The organism is Symploca atlantica LB2515 (genome assembly GCF_052546295.1).
Map to the genome: position 1 here is coordinate 5,277,586 of NZ_JBQWMT010000001.1, position 16,365 is coordinate 5,293,950.

Below are 16,365 nucleotides of genomic sequence, written 5' to 3' on the forward strand. Positions count from 1 at the left end.
ACCCAATTGGGTGATTATTAATACCAAATTATCTTGTTTATTTTGTTGCCATCTATCAGCTAACGAACTTCCTTGATGCTGAGAATGTAGGGTTGATAGTCGTTTTTTTCGTAAGAACCTACCCAGATTTGATAAGTACCAGCCAGCCAGTCACCAGTTATGCCAGGATTTTTGCCCTCGAAATCATCGTTACACCAGCTACCCCCAGGGCCACGAATTACAATAGTTGTGTCTTTTGGACTTTCTACTTGTATGCTTAGATGACTGAAGAAGGTTGTCAAAACAACTGTATGGTCAGGTTGTTGATCTACAAAACCCAAACAGCGCCCAGTTGGTGTTGTAGGAAGATCTGCGACTTGGCTGGCGGCTACAGAACCACCGCTAACGCCTCGAATCTTCATTGGGTTGGGAGAAAATTTTGGCCCAATTGTGACATTATCGAAAATTAACTGAGGTTGTGGCTGCTTCTGGCTCAAAGCTTGCCTAAATAGACCTCCATCAACCATCGCAGCTTCTTGAGAACTGTCGCAGCCTGTAGTCTGAGTACACCAGAAGCGCGATAAAGTAGCTGCATTGCAGGATAGAATAGGCCAACAATACTCTATCTGATTGACTGCGGCTACCAAAATAAACGCTCCGAGAAATTTTCTCCCTAGCCGATTCAGTTGCTTGTGTATGCTAACGGCTGTGAAAGGCACGCTTATATCAGGTATTAATGGCTTGATTGTTTAGTAGTGACTGTGGCTTAGTTGATTGTGTTCCCTTAAACAGAAACTCTGAAGTTTGACTTCTCCCCCGGTTGAGGTGACACTGGGGTTTGTCGCTAATTAAAAATAGTTAATTGATAATCAACCACTATATTTACACTATTTGTGGTCGAGAAGAAAGGGAGTCAAGGGTGAGAATATCAAGCTGATTCCGACCCCTGACTGTAATCAAGTTCACTTACTCATCTATTTTTCACTGCCTTGCTGCAATGCCTGTTGTAAGCGGGCTTGGGCTAAACCGCGTTGCTGGAGAATTAGCCAGGATTCTATTAAGTCAGGGCCGTGGACATCTCCGGTGAGGGCAGCACGCAGCGATCGCATTACCAACCCTTTTTTCACCTTCTGTTCTTTTGTCACTTGTTTGATAATTTGCCCCGCCTCTTCTGAGGTTAACTGTTCACTGCGATCAAGCTGTTCCAGGATAGCTTGCACAACTTCACTAGCGCCTACTTGTTGTAGTTGGTTAAGGGCTTCTTCCTTAAATTCAACTGACTGAGTAAAGAAGATACTTGTCATTTCTACAGCTTCAGGTAAGCGAGTCAGACTTGGGCCAATCACCGCCGCCAACTGTTCTAGCCAGGGGCGATCGCTAATTGGGTCAAATTCAAAACCAGCAGTTTGCCAGTAGGGAATTAGCAAATCCACTAGCTGAGTTGGACTCATTTGGTGAACATATTGAGAGTTCAACCAATCCAGTTTTGCCCAGTCAAACTTTGCTCCTGCACGATTAACGCGCTCAAAGTTAAACTCTTTAGCAGCGTCTTCTAAGCTAAAAATTTCCTGAGTCGAGTCTGGTGGCGACCAACCCAACAGAGTCATGTAATTAGCGATCGCATCTGGCAAAAAGCCCATCTCCTGAAAATCAGAAATCGAAGTTACTCCATCACGTTTTGATAACTTCTGTCCCTGGGTATTCAAAATTAACGGTGTATGGGCAAACTCTGGCACCGCAGCGCCCATTGCTTCATAGAGCAAAATCTGTTTGGCTGTATTGGCAATATGATCTTCGCCCCGGATGACGTGGGTAATTTTCATATCCATGTCATCTACCACTACCGCTAGATTGTAGAGGGGTTGGCCAATCTCGTCTTCCTCTGAAGCCCTGGCAATTACCATATCACCTCCAAGGTCAGAACCCTTCCAGGTAACTTTACCTCGTACCAGGTCTTTCCAGACGATCTCCCGACCATCGTCAATCATAAAACGAATTACTGGCTTGCGTCCTTCGGCTTCAAATGCCGCTCGCTGCTCTGCTGTGAGGTGACGATGCCGATTATCATAGCGGGGAGCTTCTTTTCTGGCTTTCTGTGCTGCTCGCATTTCTTCTAGTTCCTCGGCTGTGCAATAGCAGCGATAAGCCAAGCCTTGATCTAAAAGCTTTTGAGTTGCTTGCCGATAGAGTTGCAGACGTTTTGATTGGAAGGTAGGTCCTTCGTCCCAGTTCAATCCTAGCCAGGTAAGACCCTCCAGGATGTTTTGGGTATATTCAGGGCGCGATCGCGTTTGGTCTGTATCTTCAACGCGCAGAATAAATTGACCGCCATGGTGACGGGCAAACAGCCAGTTAAAGACGGCTGTTCTTGCTGTACCGATGTGTAAATTTCCAGTTGGACTGGGAGCAATACGTACTCTAACAGTCACAGAAGCATCTCTCAGGTGTTAGTTAGTTGTTCTTTTGACATCCTCCCCAGCCTAAAGGCTTAGGGATTCCTAAGACTCGCGACTTAGGTTTCTGCTTCATAGCAACTGCCTCCACCCTGAAGGGATTTGGTCTTACGTTCGCTCCACAGACTGATACGGTGTGTCCCACCGCCATATGTATCGAAATCCCAATAAGGATATCTTATGTGTTTGATTCCAGGGATGTCCACCATTGCCCTGTCCTCTTTTCCCGATCTACCGATTTTTCTGCGCCGTTGCATTAATTGCAAACTTTGGTGTTAGGCTTTGTGTCTCCATCGTTCGGGTAGGTCGTTGACCTTTTCTATTTTATCAGTAAGGCCGTCCTTCTAGGACAAGGTTTCTACCCAATATTTTCCTTCAAACTCAGGATTAAAGGCTAACTCCCGATAGAGGTAGCCTGCAGTTCACTTGTTCTACCGTTTGATCGCACGTTCTTTCTATTTTCCATGAATTCTGAACATCGTAACGGTCATCACCTCAAAGCAACTCTGCGAGGTGTTCTGGCTGTGTCTATTATCGTTGTCGGTCTCACCCACTTTCTGAGACCGGAGCAGTATGCTCGTATTGTACCGCCACTATTTCCACCCTTAGCTTCTGTCTACGTTAGTGGCTTCTTCGAGATTCTCGGTGGCATTGGCTTGTTGATTCCCCTGGTCAGTGTGCCAGCAGCATGGGGTTTAATTTCCTTATTTATTGCCGTATTCCCTGCCAACATTTACATGACTGTGCACAACATTAAGGTTGAGGGAATACCCCAAAATCAAGTAGTTTATTGGGCAAGGCTACCCTTTCAGGCGGTGTTGATTGCCTGGGCGTACTGGTACACTCGCCCCTCGAAGACAACACCAGAGGCTTCGGAAGTCGCGACAGAGTCGGAGTCTTTGATGCCTCGATAGTCAAGGCAGCTCAAAGTACGAGTCTCCAGAAGGCTTGTGCTTTAAGCTGCTGAGATAGTTTAGGTCAGCGTTGTGCTATCAACCGACTAACTCTCTTTTGTTTCTACGGGACTGACGGGGCTCGAACCCGCAACTTCCGCCGTGACAGGGCGGTGCTCTAACCAATTGAACTACAGTCCCAATCTGCGAGCCGTATTCCATTATCAGGGCTCTTCGCGTATTTGTCAAACAATTGTTTATTTCTGGTGTTTGCTTCTTTGGTTACGGGCAGCACGCAATAATTTAACACGGTAAGGATCAGCATCCTTACGCCAGTAGACACGATGGCCTTGAACCTCAGCACAGTGTTCTTTGAGGCACTTTTGCCAGCCTTTGAGAGTGCCAATAGTTTGGCTGTTCTCCAGTAGTCCCCAGTTTTCTTCCTGGCGAGTTAGTTTAGTAAACTTCTCATACAGAGGATAATCGGGGGTGACGAAGGTTTCTTTGCGGTGCAATACTGGCGGATTTGGGGATGTTTCGTAATCCCGATAGGTTACTTGTAAATCCCGCAAGTCAATTTGCATGCTGGTATGTAGGGCGGGATGAGGGTCAGTGTCAAAGTCGGGATAGAATAAATAGGAGATTTTCGGCTGATTGATGTGGAATTTAACTAAAGTAGCGCCATCTAAACGACCAATGGTGCGGCTAGCGCAACCTTCGTAGAGTCGCAGTAGTGGATTAAGAGCTTCTAAGGTCAAGACATGTACATAGAGAGCGTTAGGCAGTAGTTTACCGATATCGCTACTTTTACAGCAGTTGGCAATTAAGCGAAGATTGCCCACACTCAACAGCATTAAGTCAGCAGCAACACAGGCTTGCTTGTAGCTGCCGAACAAGGCTTTAATGTCATTTTGCACTGCGCTTTCTAGATTACCAAATCTAGGACGGTGACCAAACTGCGTCAGGGCAAGGTAAACTAAGAGGTCTTTACGGCGTTTTTCTGCGATCGCATCCCATTCTTCTTGGTCGGTGGCTTGCAAGACTACTTGAAAAGCGCGGCGTAGGCTGCCAAATTCCTCAAGTAGTTCGGCAGCGTTGGCTAATTCAACGGTACTCGGTAGGCGTCCGCGTTCTGTCACGAATGCCATCAAGGGAGCAAGGAGTTCCTGATAGTCCTCAAACCGCTTAATACTGAGACGGATTCTTGGGGTAGTAGTGCGGGAACGAAAGCGAGACGCCCGGAAGCTTTCGGCTTGGGCTTCATCACGAAAAACGCAGTAAATACCCAAGGCAACCGGAACCGCATCCACGCCTAAAACTTGGTCAATGTAGGTTTTGAGTTCTTCTTGTTCGTAATACTTTTGAAAAGTATTGCGGCGGGTAACAATACCGTCACCGTAGGCAATTTGACCACTAACACCTTGATCAATTAAGACTTGAGCAGAGACAATTAGGACTTTTTGGGCAAGTTCCCAGGCTTTGAGTAAAGCTTCACGACGCTCCACTGGATCTTCAATAACATTGATGACGTAGCCTAGATTGACCACCTCCGCTGGGATCAGGGGATTGTTCGGTTGGTAGTAAGGATCCCACGCGGCACAGGCATAACCCTGCTTAGTAAGACGCTGACTGTCACCACCATGGCCACAGCCGTAGTCGAAAAATGTGATATCTTTGGTTAATATCGCGCTCTCTATAGCCAATCGCACCGGTTTAGAGATGTCAGTGCGTACTATCGCGGCTCTGTGGCGCTCGATTTCAGGGGCTTCTGGGATGGGAGCTACCATAGCTGATTCAGGAGCATTTTAGTTAATATACATTGCCAGGGGGACTTACCGCTACTCAGCGTAGAAGCGGCACGGTAAAGGCAATTAAATTTTTTAAGCTCAGCATCAACTGCTAATAGAAAATAGTTAATTGAGGCTATCAGCCAGTTACTGGCGATTACAACTCAATTTTCTGTCTTCCATTTTGTCTACAATCGGTTTTATTCCAATTTAATAGAGATTAGGGGCGATTCATCAAAGAACCTTATATTACCTACGTCATAAGTTCATGACTCTACGTCAGAAAACATTGCTGATCATTGGCGTGACGCTTTCCGGTCTACTCATAACTCTTTACCAAAGCTTATCAGCAATTTGGTTAAAGGGTTTTGCCAAAATCGAGTTGCAGCAGACTCACCAGAATGTTAAGCGAGTTGTCGGTGCTTTAACCAATGACTTGATGGAACTAGACAGTACTACAGTTGATTGGGCAACGTGGGACGAAACTTACAACTTTGTAGAGGATGCCAACCAAGACTACATTAAGGAGAACCTTCAGGATGAAGCCATTGCTAACCTCCGGCTCAATGTCATGTTATTTACCGACACGACAGGCAGAATTGTCTACGGCAAAGGCCTAAATTTACAACAAGAGACCGCTGCCCCCGTTCCCGAAAGCCTGAAACGATATCTTAGCACTAACCCAGGCATACTCGAAAAGATAACAGTTGATAGCAGCCTTTCAGGAATTGTAGTTTTACCAGAAAGTAGCCTACTAGTTGCTTCTAGACCAATTTTGAATAATGATCGGACTGCTCCTACTCGTGGCGCTTTAACTTTTGGTCGTTTCCTCAACGAAGCTGAAATTAAGAAATTTTCTAAGCTTACTAGCTTACAGCTTAGTGTTTATTCGTTGCAAGATAAACTATTGCCCAGTGACTGCCAAGCAGCAATAATTCGACTCAGACAAGGAGTATCGCCATCTCAGACTCCAATTGTTGTCTCTCCTTTGAGTACTGGGAGAATTGCTGGTTACACCATACTCAAGGACATTCAGGGACACTCTGGTTTATTACTGCGTGTGGATACCCCCAGAGACATCTACCTGCAAGGTCAACAAGGCTTGCGTTATCTGCTAGCAGCGCTGTTAGTAGTAGGTTTGCTTTTTGGTCTGGTTACACTGTTGCTCTTAGAAAAATCAGTCCTACTGCCTTTAAGTCGCTTTACTATCGCCGTCAGCAGTATTCGTACTAGTGGTGACCTTTCTGGGCGTTTGCTGACTAGTGGCCAAGATGAACTATCGCACCTTGCTAGGGCGATTAATCAGCTATTAGCAACATTACAGCATTCTCAAGAGCAACTATACCAAACCCAAGAAAAATACCGTTGTGTGGTGGATAACGCGACAGAAGTAATCTTCCAGACTGACCTTAATGGTCTCTGGACATTTCTTAATCCAGCCTGGACGGAGATTACTGGATTTGACTTGAAGGCAAGCTTAGGCACTCCCTGTTATAAACTAATTCACCCTCAAGATCAACTCAAGCACTCTGAGCAATTTGAGCAACTCGTTGAAGGTCAAACACAAGATGCTTGCTATGAAATTCGCTACCAGACGCAAGCAGGCAATTATCGCTGGGTGGAGGTTAATTCTCGCTGTACTATCAATGCCGAGGGCGTAATTGATGGTACAACTGGCACCCTCAATAATATTACTGATCGAAAACAGGCCGAAGCTAGAGAACGTACCAAGGCTAAAGAACTCAAAAAAACCTTGCAGCAACTCACCCAAACCCAAGCACAATTACTCCAGAGTGAGAAAATGTCGAGTTTGGGACAATTACTAGCAGGAGTAGCCCACGAAATAAAAAATCCAATTAATTTTGTCTCCGGCAATATTGATTATGCCAGTCGCTACGTTCAAGACCTAATAAATATTATTAACTGCTATCAGCAACACTACCCCAATACCCCAAATGCAATCGATGAGGAAATGGAGGCAATAGATTTTCAGTTTCTCGTAGATGACTTGCCAAAAGTTCTAAATTCTATGAAATTAGGAGCAGAGCGTATTTGTGAGATTGTTCAATCTTTACGGAACTTCTCGCGACTCAGTGAAATAGAGGTTCAGTTAATTGATATACACGAAGGACTAGAAAGTACTCTATTAATTTTGCAGCATCAATTGAAAGCCAATGGAGAATATAGGGCTATTGAATTAATTAAAGAATATGGAAACTTGCCCTCAGTAGAGTGTTATCCAGGGCAAATTAATCAAGTGTTGATGAATCTGCTGGCTAATGCCATTGATGCTTTAGAAGAGAGGAGATTAAACAAGGGTAGCGAAACAGTTACCCTTGCTCCTCAAATCAGGATTCGCACTGAAGTTAAAGAGAGTAATTCACCTGATGGTAACGGCGGTGCTTCCAGTATTGTCATCCGCATTGCTGACAACGGCCCAGGAATGGCCGAAGTGGTGCGTCGCCACTTATTTAAGCCGTTTTTTACAACTAAACCAATCAGCAAAGGGACTGGGTTAGGATTATCCATCAGCCACTCTATTGTGGTGGAAAAACACCATGGTCAGTTGCTAGTTAAATCTGAACCTGGTCAAGGAACTGAATTTTCGATGGAATTACCGCTACGACAAAGCCATATTTTGCTGGAAGTTAATCACCCACAACAGCAAGAATAATTGCCTTAAAACTTTGCCTTCAAGAAATTTGAGGTGCTATAGCAATTTCAATTAAGTCTTCGATCTTTTTAAGATGAGTATCACCTGCTAAATAGCCAATACCCCGATGCAGATGGAGGCGAAATTGATTGGCTAGGGTTTCTTGGTCGCAGCCTAAGCCGTCATTATAGCAGCGTTGTTTAAGGGCAATGATCAGGATATCAGACATCTCTCCCCCGAAGACACGCCAGGTCAGTTCTAAGTTAGAGTCGGTGGGGATTGGTACTGGTGAGGGAATAGTTGGTTCGGCGAGGGAACGACAGAAAGCCCAACGGCAGAGGATATTCCATTGGTCGATTTTGGTGTTACGTTTGAGTTTGCTGAGTTGGTCTTTGGCGGACTGGGAGAGTTTGATGCGGTCGAGGGGCGGTTTCATGGGGTGTATAGCAATCCTATTTGATTGTCATTCCAAAGGGGACAAGGGGGACAAGGGGGAGATGTTCACATCTTATTGAGAATTGCTATATTAATCTAGTTGATGTTATCAGGCAACCTACCAAAAGTAGCCCAATTCAGTAGTTGTTTGACGCTTACTTGAATCATATCTGAGAAGATATTCCCGTGCGATTGCATCTGCTTCTCTTAATCTTTCCACCTCAAGTTTGCCTATCTCAGTATCAGTAGAAAGCAAAATTACTTGATGAGAAGCTGCTGGAAAATAACGCTCAACTAAATTAGTTCGGTGAGAAGAATCTAACCGCCCTAAAGGAGTATCAATCGCTACAGGTAATTGACGACCTGACACGCGGGCTAATCCCCACAAAAACGCGATCGCTAATAGTTGTTTCTCTCCGGCGGAAAGACGATGTTTAGGCACTGGTTGCCCTTGAAAATCATACAGAGAAAGGCTAAAACTATGAGTATCAATTGCCACTCGATGCACTAAATCTGACTTATGCAAGAGATAGAGAAAACACTCAGTAACGACGGACTCTAATTGATTTAGTTTGCGTAAAGTTAATTTCTCGCGAAACAGCTTTAGCGTTTGTTGGACTTTCGCTGAGGCAGTGATAATATGCTCATCATTCTGACGGTCAATATTTTGCTCACCGTAACGGGCTAAGTCTTTTTTTGTCTTTTCTATGGCATCTTTGAGTTGGTCATGGTGACGTTTTTTGGCTTCGTAAGCGGCTTGGCTTTTGGCAAGTTGAGTTTGTGCTTCTCGGAGATCATTTTCTAGTTTTTGATAAACTTCTGGTGAAGCCGCTACTGCTATTTGCCTTTCGGTTGCATTAATATCTTGTTCTATCTCTTGTAGTCTGATTAGTTGTTCTTTCGCCTGTTTACTCTGAGTTAGTTGGTGATGATCGAGAAGATGATTCAGGTAGTTCAGGGTTTCTGTGTCGGCTGCTAACCAAGACTGCTCCGAGTTAGCAGCTTCTTGTTCAAGAGTTTGATTTTCTTGACCGAGAAAGTCTTTAATTTTGTCGAGTTTCTTAGATGGTAATGTCAGTTTATTAAGACAATCTAGGAGGCGTTGATCTCTTTCTCTCAAAACCTCTAAGGCAATTTTTGCCTGAGAAGAACTAGTTTCTGTTGCTCCTTGAACTTGTGCTTGAGTAAGTAAAGGTTGAATTAAAGTTAGAGGCAATGTGCCAGATGCCAATTCAATCAGGTTCTCACGAACTTGTTGCAAATTAGCACGATAATCCTCTAACTGACGCTCTAATTGGCTACGTTCTCCGGCAATTTTGCCGCCTTCTGAGATAAATTTATCGGCAGCTTGGCGTTGTTCTTTGTGAGCTTTTGTTAAATAACTTTGTAGACTTGCTAATTCTTGGTAAGCAGCTTCATGTTCGGTTTTATATTGCTGCAATTGTTGTTCGATTTCTTCTATATTTGCCAGTTGTTTGGCATCAGCAAGCGCCTTGCGTTTGCGACTAACTAAAATCTCTAAGTCTACGGATAGACGTTCAGCGAGTTCTAGCCCTAAAAGTGATTGGATAGCTTCAACAACAGGAGGAGGTGGAGTTTCTAGTTCAGCAAGTTCTTTGACTTGTTCGCCATCAAAAAGAAACAGGTTAGAAATTCCGATGGGCAGTAGATTTTCAATATACTCATCCCAGGTGTTAGCTAAGGCAACATCTGGCCAATCACCATCGAGAATTCCTAAATGATCTTTACCATCTTTCGGGTTTTTAGTCCAAGTTCTTAGTATTCTGTACTCTACCTGTTGGTCATTCTGGATGTGCTCAAAAGCTAATTCTATCCGGGTTTTTTCGTTGGGTGGCGTATTGCGGTTAACTGACTGAGTGAGAAATTCGCTATAGCCCAAGTTACCACGGGTAGAACATTGAGCTCGTTGTCCGTAAAGGGCAAGACGCAGGGCATCCATGAGGGTGGTTTTGCCGCCCCCGTTCATACCACCAAACAGAATAATTGGACGCAGGTTGTCTTCAGCCTCTGGACGAAGATTGATTACCTGACGACCAAAATAGGGCCCGAAGTTTTCTAGTACTAGTTCAAGAAAAATCACTTTTGAGTTAAGATTTTAAGATAGTTACTGTTTTTGAGTTTTATTGTTTAGAATTTGGTTTTTCTGGTTATGAGTATTTAGGTAAGTAGTTAACAATCCCAAATAGTTTCCTGGATTTTTAGCAGAATTGCAATTTTAATGTGAGAGTAATATAGTAACAGAAAAAAAGGTGTTTTAACATTTGTTAAACCACCCGCTGTTAATTAATATTTAATTGAAAACTTGACCTCTCAAGTCGTGACTTAGCTACCCAGGACAACAGGAGAGTTCGCCAGGTTTTTCGCTCCTTTCTCCATGGCTTCGACATTGACTTGTGACCAAGAACGAGTATCTTGGCAGTTATGAGCAATGAGGAGTCCCCACAATCCTTTCTTCGTCAAGATTGGTATTGCTAGATTGGCGCGAACCTGTAGATTGCGCAAGAAATCTCGGTGGCACTCTGTGATGGGTTCTGCTTCAATATCTGGAATTGCTCGCACTCTTCCGGCTTGATACAGTGCGGCATACTGATCATTAAAACACTTATCAGGGCCCGTTGAACCGAAAATAGAAAATTCTTCAGCACTCAAAGATTCAAAGGTAACTCGACCCTTCCATTGGTGATAAAAGTAATATAAAACTACGCGATCGACTTGGAGGTGTTCTCTTAAATTGTTGAGAGTCTCTGTTACTAAACTATCTCTAGCTAAGGTAGCAGCAAGGTGGTCAAAAACTCTTTGTAATCCTGGATCGGACATAAGAATTTGGGTAGTTCTTGCGTAATCTTACAGATCTCTATATTACCTGCTGGCGTGGCTATCAATCTCATCAGACCTCATAGCAAGTAGATTGGCATCCCCAGGAATCTCTGGCAAAATGGGGGATTACGACGGGAAGCGTCTGAAAGGGAAGTTATTTTTTTTGCAATCCTCTATCCGAACACTACTTGATGAATACGAAGCCTCGAAAGGTTCTCGAAACAGTTTGAGGATTGCTAGCAATAAAAATACCTGAAATTTTCAGAATTAGCTGAGGAGTCGTAAAATAGCTAGAACCACGATGGAAGCGCAGGAGACGTGCATGTCGAGGTCAAAGTTCCAGATGCAAGGGCAACAGGTTGGTTCGAGTGTCAATTCCAGGGATTTGTCGTGGTCTTTTTGGCCTATCGTGCCACTATACCCCTATGGTAGGCGGCGAACCCTCCGCCAGGAAGTAGTTAGAGATACGGTTTGGACTTTTGACCAGCTACAGGGCATTTTCTATGTAGTTGTGCCGATTCGCATGAGTGTGGTTAAACTTTCTGAAGGTGGTCTTTTGGTCTATGCGCCAGTGGCACCAACTCCTGAGTGTATTAGGCTGGTTAAGGAGTTAGTGGCAAAGCACGGTGATATTAAGTATATTATTCTGCCTACAATCTCCGGTATAGAGCATAAAGCTTTTGTTGGTCCTTTCGCCAGATGCTTTCCCCAAGCGCAGGTTTTTGTTGCGCCCAACCAATGGAGTTTTCCACTGAATCTTCCCTTAAGTTGGCTTGGTTTGCCCAAAGAACGCACTCAGGTACTCCCAGAAGATAGCAGCCAAGTTCCCTTTGCCAGTCAGTTCGACTATGGGGTACTTGGCCCGATTGAACTGGGGCCAGGAAGGTTTGAAGAGGTTGCTTTTTTCGACAAGCGATCGCGTACGCTATTAGTGACAGATGTGGTACTGGCTGTGCCAGAGGAACCGCCGGAAATTCTGCAACTTGACCCCTACCCTTTGCTTTTCCATGCCAAGGACAATGCCTCTGATCTTGTCGAAGATACTGGGGAAAGTCGCCGCAAAGGATGGCAACGCATCTCTTTATTTACCTTCTACTTCCAGCCAAGTGCCTTGGAGGTAATCGGCTGGGGGCAGGCATTGCGTAATGCTTTCAAAGCGTCGGATCGGTCAAAAAAGGCGTATTTTGGCTTATTTCCTTTCCGTTGGCAAGATAACTGGCAGCAGTCATTTGCCACACTAAGAGGGGGCGGACGCCTTTTAGTGGCACCAGTTCTACAGACTCTGATTCTCAATCGGGCATCACAGGAAACCATCGATTGGGCAGATAAGGTGGCAAGTTGGAATTTCCAGCGCATCGTTCCTTGCCATTTGGATTCACCGATTGAGGCGGGGCCAAATCAGTTTCGGCAAGCGTTCACTTTCTTGGAGAAAAAGCCTGCCGTGGCTGAGAGTTGGTTGGGTAAGGAAAGTCAGCTTCTGCCAGAGGAAGATGTTGAATTCCTCCGGAAGCTAGACGAAGGTTTGAACAGGTTTGGCATTACACCACCGCCGCAAGACAAGGTTTAATCGTCGAGATCTTCTTGATCTGCATCTTGGTTGGAGAACTTCAAATCCGCCCAAGTTAGCTGTTTAATCGCGGCAACATCACCTTCATTGGCAGCAGTTTTTAAATCTCTTTTGAGGTGGGCATTGGCGATCGCTTCTTCTTTAGATCGAGAACTGGTAACGAAGCATTTTTCTATATCTTCGTAAATCCCCACCCGGCGAGACTTGGTGTAATATTGGCGTTCTGTATCTAGCAGCTTTGCCATTAGTTCTAGGTGCATGGCGTCATCGGTGCAAATTTCTTCGAGTACTGTCCATTCATCGCTACCCAAGAGGCTATCACCAGCACCAAGGCGGATGTCTTGGAAAGTTTCGCCAGTCACTTCTTTGTATATGCGGGGTAAGCTATCGTCAAATTCGTGTTTTTCTTCTAACCAGATGCGGCGAATTTCGCTAAGTTCTTCGTTGGTAATTAGGGTGATGTCGCGCATGTTTTCTGGTGCTGTTTGGCGGACTTTAGTTTGTGCTTCTAAAACTCGCCTCAACCAATGTTCCCGCCAATATTTAGTATAAGGGCCCGGAATCGGTTCAACAGAAGTTTCATCATCACCGATTTTGCGTTCAAAGAGTTCGACTTTGCCATAGATACGTCGGAAGTCTCTCTTATCGCGATCGTTCTTAATATCTAATTCATTGCGGATATCTAACAGAGGCTGCATCCATTCTTTCTCTTCATCATTTTGGATCATCGCTTCCATAGATTTATCTTGGCTAACCATTGTGCAAACCCAGCAGCCAAAACGAGAATCTCCACAACTAGGAGTAGAGGTATCAATTACTAGGGGACATTCATTATCTGCTGTTGCACCTCGGTACATTGCGAACAAATCTTTATTATTTTGACCCCAAGGATTTTGCCACTGATTCAAGTAAATCCAAACTTCATCAGTACGCCAATCTTCAATAGGAAGATAAATTAAAGAATTTGGTCTGCTAGGATTAGCATTGAGGTGATCCCGTACCCGCCATTCTCTATGCTTTGCCATGGTTGCAGCCCGCTTAACGCTTTCAGCCTTGCGAGTACCGAGTGCGAGAATCACTTCACCGCTAGTTCTAATCACTTCGCGAATAAAAGAGTCAGCAGGTTTAATCTTGAGGCGTTCAGTACACCATCTAAAACGCTGTCTCGGTGCCGGATAGCCTTTACCAATTAAACAAACCCAGAATGTATCTTTAATAGCAGGATAGGTTAGATGTGGTTCTATCGGTATTCCCTGTTCTTGGGCAGAAACCTTCATCAACTCTAAAGATTTGCGTACCCAGCTAGAAACAACAGGGTTCTCTACAAGAGTATCATTTGTAATAACGTGAATTGTCTTAGTACGCTGTTCTGTTGGCAAGGAGGCGATCGCATTCCAGATCAACTGAAGTAGGCAGGTACTGTCTTTTCCTCCACTCCAGCCAATAACAATTGGTATATCTTCTTGACAATATAGTTTTTGAATTTCTTCTGTCAGTTCTTGTATGTCTTCTACTAACTCCGCAATATTTCGCGGTGGAAATAATGAGCCTTGCTGGACTTTTATCATGTATAAAACCTCTTAAATTTACCTTTTTTTAGGTTCTAAACACATTTTGATGATGCCACTGTATTGCTTCCATTCGCGGGTAATATTTCTCGGAATTTGGTAGCAGCAAAGTTTCTCCGTGAAAATCTTTCATGGGTTTAGCATGGGGTGATTCTTCTTGCAAATCGCCTGCAACTATAATCTTGTAATTCTTATCTATACCAAACCAGCCATGATCAAACGCCCAATGATGGTTTTTGCAGAAGGAAATACCATTATCTACTTGGCTATCGTAAAATAAGGAAAACGGTCTAATATGTGCACCATCCACAATACTCTGATTAAGTTTTTTGATTACTTTCAAACCGCAAAAGGCACATCGGTAGTTGTAAATATGTACAACCGCTTTCCGAAAAAAAGCATTTCTAACGATTGATTTTTTGAGATAAATTTTGGGTTCTCCATCCAAATTTTCTGACTCCCTCAATATTTTAACTTCTTGCTGAGTAGATTCCTGAAAATCTTGATTAACTTGGAGGATATCTTCAAGTTGCTTTTTGTTAGCTGAGAACCAAATGGCAACTAGCGTATCAATTAATTCTTGTTTATAAACCTCGTCTTCTAGTAAATTAAAGAGTTCATCATCTAGGCAAGCGCGGTCAACATCATGCCTTAGCTTAGGAATTGATTGAGGGCGACCACCCTCATAATTTGAACTAAATTCTAGTTTCCAAAATCTGCAATCTTCATTTTTGAGATGAAAAAAGGGAAGTGCAAAATCACTGCTTTTAAAGTTCCCAGAGTCCAGTACAGACCAATACTTCTTGAATGTATCAATCAATTCATCAGAGATAGGAATGTACTTATCCTTGATTATCCCTTGTGTGATTAGTTCAATTACAGATAAGAGCAATATGGGTTTATTGAGAGCCTTACCCTGATACACTTTGAGATCAGAAAAAGCTTTGCAATAATACGCTAGATTGTGCCGACTTCCTGACTCTGACGCTTGACTCACTTCTCCCTCCCCACCATTCTAGAACCACTTTCCACACTCTCCTCCTCCGTAGTTAACGGTAAACCCAAACGCGTCTTCAGATAAGTACTCACTCGACTTACACTAACCTTAGACGTAATTAGCCTTTGCCAATCAACATTAGAACGTAACCAGTCGATTTGTGCTAGTCCTAATAGATGTTCTTGCCAAGTTTCTGGATAAATCAATATCAAAGTGGCACCCATTTCACCCAATCCTGCCAATGCGATCGCACTACAGTGCACATAATCCCTTCGTACTTCCCTCGCCTCAACCTCCTGGTGCAAAACTTGCTCCCACTCTGGCAAATAACTGCTAACTGCATTCCAAAAACAGGCAGCTAACTCAATCTGCCCAGAAAGTGAATCATCTTCCCCACCTCCCAAACCAGATTTTCTCCCTAGCTTCCCTCTTCGCAGGGAAGAGTCAGAAGGATTAAGATGATTTGCCAGCAGGGCAAGAGTTGCATTATAGACACTATTTAGGGTGAATAGCTTACTCGAACCACCAGGCAGAGTACTGCGTTCAAAATCCGTAAGCTGACTGAAAACCTTAACTTTCTTAACGACAGCCCTAACTAACTGCGCCCTAGGGTCACGCTGGTCGTAAAGTATATTCAGTGAACTATCCGGTCGTACACTATAGCGGTTAAGGTCAGTAAATATCTGTTGAGAACGTTCCAAACCAAGATCCAAAAAAAAGATCACCGCGACTGTCTCATACCCCAGTTCTGGATTTTCTTTGAGTGCCAACTCAAAAGCCGCCTTGCGGTGTTCACCGTCTTGGATAGAAAACCGCGCATCCATCGGCACCCGCAAACGCCCAAATTTCCAAGCATCCCCCTCAGTACCCATAGGTTCAAAGGTGATGTTGGCGTCAATAGATGCGGTAATTGCCGAGAAGGTGTAGTTTGTGGGATTGTTCAAAATATATCTAGCAATTTCCGGCACACGATTTCGACTAAGCGATCGCTTTGCCCTCATTTCTGGCGAAATATCCTCGCCATCGCTAAAAAACAGCTTGGGAAGAAACCGCACAGGACACATCGATACATAATATTCATGTCCCGCCTGAATCCCTCGGATCACTGGCAAGACGTACTCGAAGACAGTCATAAGTATAAATACTCAGTCTCAGTTCTATACCTATTTTCAGTATTGCATATCCTATAAGTTTT

13 protein-coding genes and 1 tRNA gene are annotated in these 16,365 nt (G+C 44.1%); 3 read left to right on the forward strand and 11 right to left on the reverse strand.

Going from position 1 to position 16,365, the window contains the following annotated elements; all coding sequences use genetic code 11:
• Positions 1-59: 59 nt before the first annotated feature.
• The 3 genes from ACT7WV_RS21970 to ACT7WV_RS21980 all read right to left on the reverse strand — a co-directional run bounded on the left by ACT7WV_RS21970 (position 60) and on the right by ACT7WV_RS21980 (position 2,641).
• Positions 60-698 carry a hypothetical protein gene (locus ACT7WV_RS21970; RefSeq protein WP_445104920.1) on the reverse strand — a complete coding sequence of 213 codons (639 nt, stop codon included), beginning with the start codon at positions 696-698 and terminating at the stop codon, positions 60-62.
• A 255-nt stretch (positions 699-953) separates the two neighbouring features.
• On the reverse strand, positions 954-2,408 hold the full coding sequence (gene gltX, locus ACT7WV_RS21975; protein ID WP_445104921.1) for a glutamate--tRNA ligase: 1,455 nt from the start codon (positions 2,406-2,408) through the stop codon (positions 954-956).
• 83 nt (positions 2,409-2,491) lie between these two features.
• Positions 2,492-2,641, reverse strand: coding sequence for a hypothetical protein (locus tag ACT7WV_RS21980; protein WP_445104922.1), 150 nt, complete (start codon positions 2,639-2,641; stop codon positions 2,492-2,494).
• Between the two features lie 255 nt (positions 2,642-2,896).
• Between ACT7WV_RS21980 and ACT7WV_RS21985 the strand changes: the two genes are divergently transcribed.
• The gene (locus tag ACT7WV_RS21985; protein WP_445104923.1) at positions 2,897-3,346 is read left to right on the forward strand and encodes a DoxX family protein; all 450 of its coding nucleotides are present in this window, start codon (positions 2,897-2,899) and stop codon (positions 3,344-3,346) included.
• 106 nt (positions 3,347-3,452) lie between these two features.
• On the opposite strand, the gene ACT7WV_RS21990 is transcribed toward ACT7WV_RS21985, so the two are convergent.
• Both ACT7WV_RS21990 and ACT7WV_RS21995 read right to left on the reverse strand, forming a co-directional pair.
• Positions 3,453-3,526, reverse strand: a tRNA-Asp gene (locus tag ACT7WV_RS21990).
• 56 nt (positions 3,527-3,582) lie between these two features.
• Positions 3,583-5,112 carry a DNA phosphorothioation-associated putative methyltransferase gene (locus ACT7WV_RS21995; protein WP_445104924.1) on the reverse strand — a complete coding sequence of 510 codons (1,530 nt, stop codon included), beginning with the start codon at positions 5,110-5,112 and terminating at the stop codon, positions 3,583-3,585.
• Between the two features lie 268 nt (positions 5,113-5,380).
• Between ACT7WV_RS21995 and ACT7WV_RS22000 the strand changes: the two genes are divergently transcribed.
• Entirely contained in the window at positions 5,381-7,786 is a 2,406-nt protein-coding gene (locus ACT7WV_RS22000; RefSeq protein ID WP_445104925.1) for a CHASE4 domain-containing protein, read from the forward strand.
• 19 nt (positions 7,787-7,805) lie between these two features.
• Here the strand turns inward: ACT7WV_RS22000 and dndE are convergent, their stop codons facing one another.
• From dndE to ACT7WV_RS22015, 3 genes are all read right to left on the reverse strand, one after another.
• Positions 7,806-8,201: a DNA sulfur modification protein DndE gene (gene dndE / locus ACT7WV_RS22005; RefSeq protein WP_445104926.1), complete on the reverse strand. Its 396-nt coding sequence runs from the start codon at positions 8,199-8,201 to the stop codon at positions 7,806-7,808.
• 117 nt (positions 8,202-8,318) lie between these two features.
• Entirely contained in the window at positions 8,319-10,301 is a 1,983-nt protein-coding gene (dndD, locus tag ACT7WV_RS22010; protein WP_445104927.1) for a DNA sulfur modification protein DndD, read from the reverse strand.
• A 242-nt stretch (positions 10,302-10,543) separates the two neighbouring features.
• Complete coding sequence (locus ACT7WV_RS22015; protein WP_445104928.1) at positions 10,544-11,038, reverse strand: GAF domain-containing protein; 495 nt, start codon at positions 11,036-11,038, stop codon at positions 10,544-10,546.
• A gap of 322 nt (positions 11,039-11,360) precedes the next feature.
• Here ACT7WV_RS22015 and ACT7WV_RS22020 point away from each other — a divergent pair, with 322 nt between their 5' ends.
• Positions 11,361-12,605, forward strand: a complete 1,245-nt coding sequence (locus ACT7WV_RS22020; protein WP_445104929.1) for a DUF4336 domain-containing protein — start codon at positions 11,361-11,363, stop codon at positions 12,603-12,605.
• Here ACT7WV_RS22020 and dndC read toward each other — a convergent pair.
• Genes dndC through ACT7WV_RS22035 form a run of 3 tightly spaced genes read right to left on the reverse strand, consistent with a single transcriptional unit; the run spans position 12,602 to position 16,303 of the window.
• Positions 12,602-14,173 carry a DNA phosphorothioation system sulfurtransferase DndC gene (gene dndC, locus ACT7WV_RS22025; RefSeq protein WP_445104930.1) on the reverse strand — a complete coding sequence of 524 codons (1,572 nt, stop codon included), beginning with the start codon at positions 14,171-14,173 and terminating at the stop codon, positions 12,602-12,604. The genes ACT7WV_RS22020 and dndC overlap by 4 nt on opposite strands.
• A 28-nt stretch (positions 14,174-14,201) precedes the next feature.
• A complete protein-coding gene (locus tag ACT7WV_RS22030) occupies positions 14,202-15,170 on the reverse strand; it encodes an HNH endonuclease (protein ID WP_463424193.1) in 969 nt (322 codons plus the stop codon).
• Entirely contained in the window at positions 15,167-16,303 is a 1,137-nt protein-coding gene (locus tag ACT7WV_RS22035; RefSeq protein ID WP_445104932.1) for a DNA sulfur modification protein DndB, read from the reverse strand. The genes ACT7WV_RS22030 and ACT7WV_RS22035 overlap by 4 nt, the downstream gene beginning before the upstream one ends.
• Between the last annotated feature and the right edge of the window lie 62 nt (positions 16,304-16,365).

Coding starts and splice junctions, on each gene's coding strand:
- ACT7WV_RS21980 (WP_445104922.1), bottom strand. CDS start 2,641: ATGGTGGACATCCCTGGAATCAAACACATAAGATATCCTTATTGGGAT.
- ACT7WV_RS21985 (WP_445104923.1), top strand. CDS start 2,897: ATGAATTCTGAACATCGTAACGGTCATCACCTCAAAGCAACTCTGCGA.
- ACT7WV_RS21995 (WP_445104924.1), bottom strand. CDS start 5,112: ATGGTAGCTCCCATCCCAGAAGCCCCTGAAATCGAGCGCCACAGAGCC.
- ACT7WV_RS22000 (WP_445104925.1), top strand. CDS start 5,381: ATGACTCTACGTCAGAAAACATTGCTGATCATTGGCGTGACGCTTTCC.
- dndE (WP_445104926.1), bottom strand. CDS start 8,201: ATGAAACCGCCCCTCGACCGCATCAAACTCTCCCAGTCCGCCAAAGAC.
- ACT7WV_RS22015 (WP_445104928.1), bottom strand. CDS start 11,038: ATGTCCGATCCAGGATTACAAAGAGTTTTTGACCACCTTGCTGCTACC.
- ACT7WV_RS22020 (WP_445104929.1), top strand. CDS start 11,361: ATGTCGAGGTCAAAGTTCCAGATGCAAGGGCAACAGGTTGGTTCGAGT.
- dndC (WP_445104930.1), bottom strand. CDS start 14,173: ATGATAAAAGTCCAGCAAGGCTCATTATTTCCACCGCGAAATATTGCG.
- ACT7WV_RS22035 (WP_445104932.1), bottom strand. CDS start 16,303: ATGACTGTCTTCGAGTACGTCTTGCCAGTGATCCGAGGGATTCAGGCG.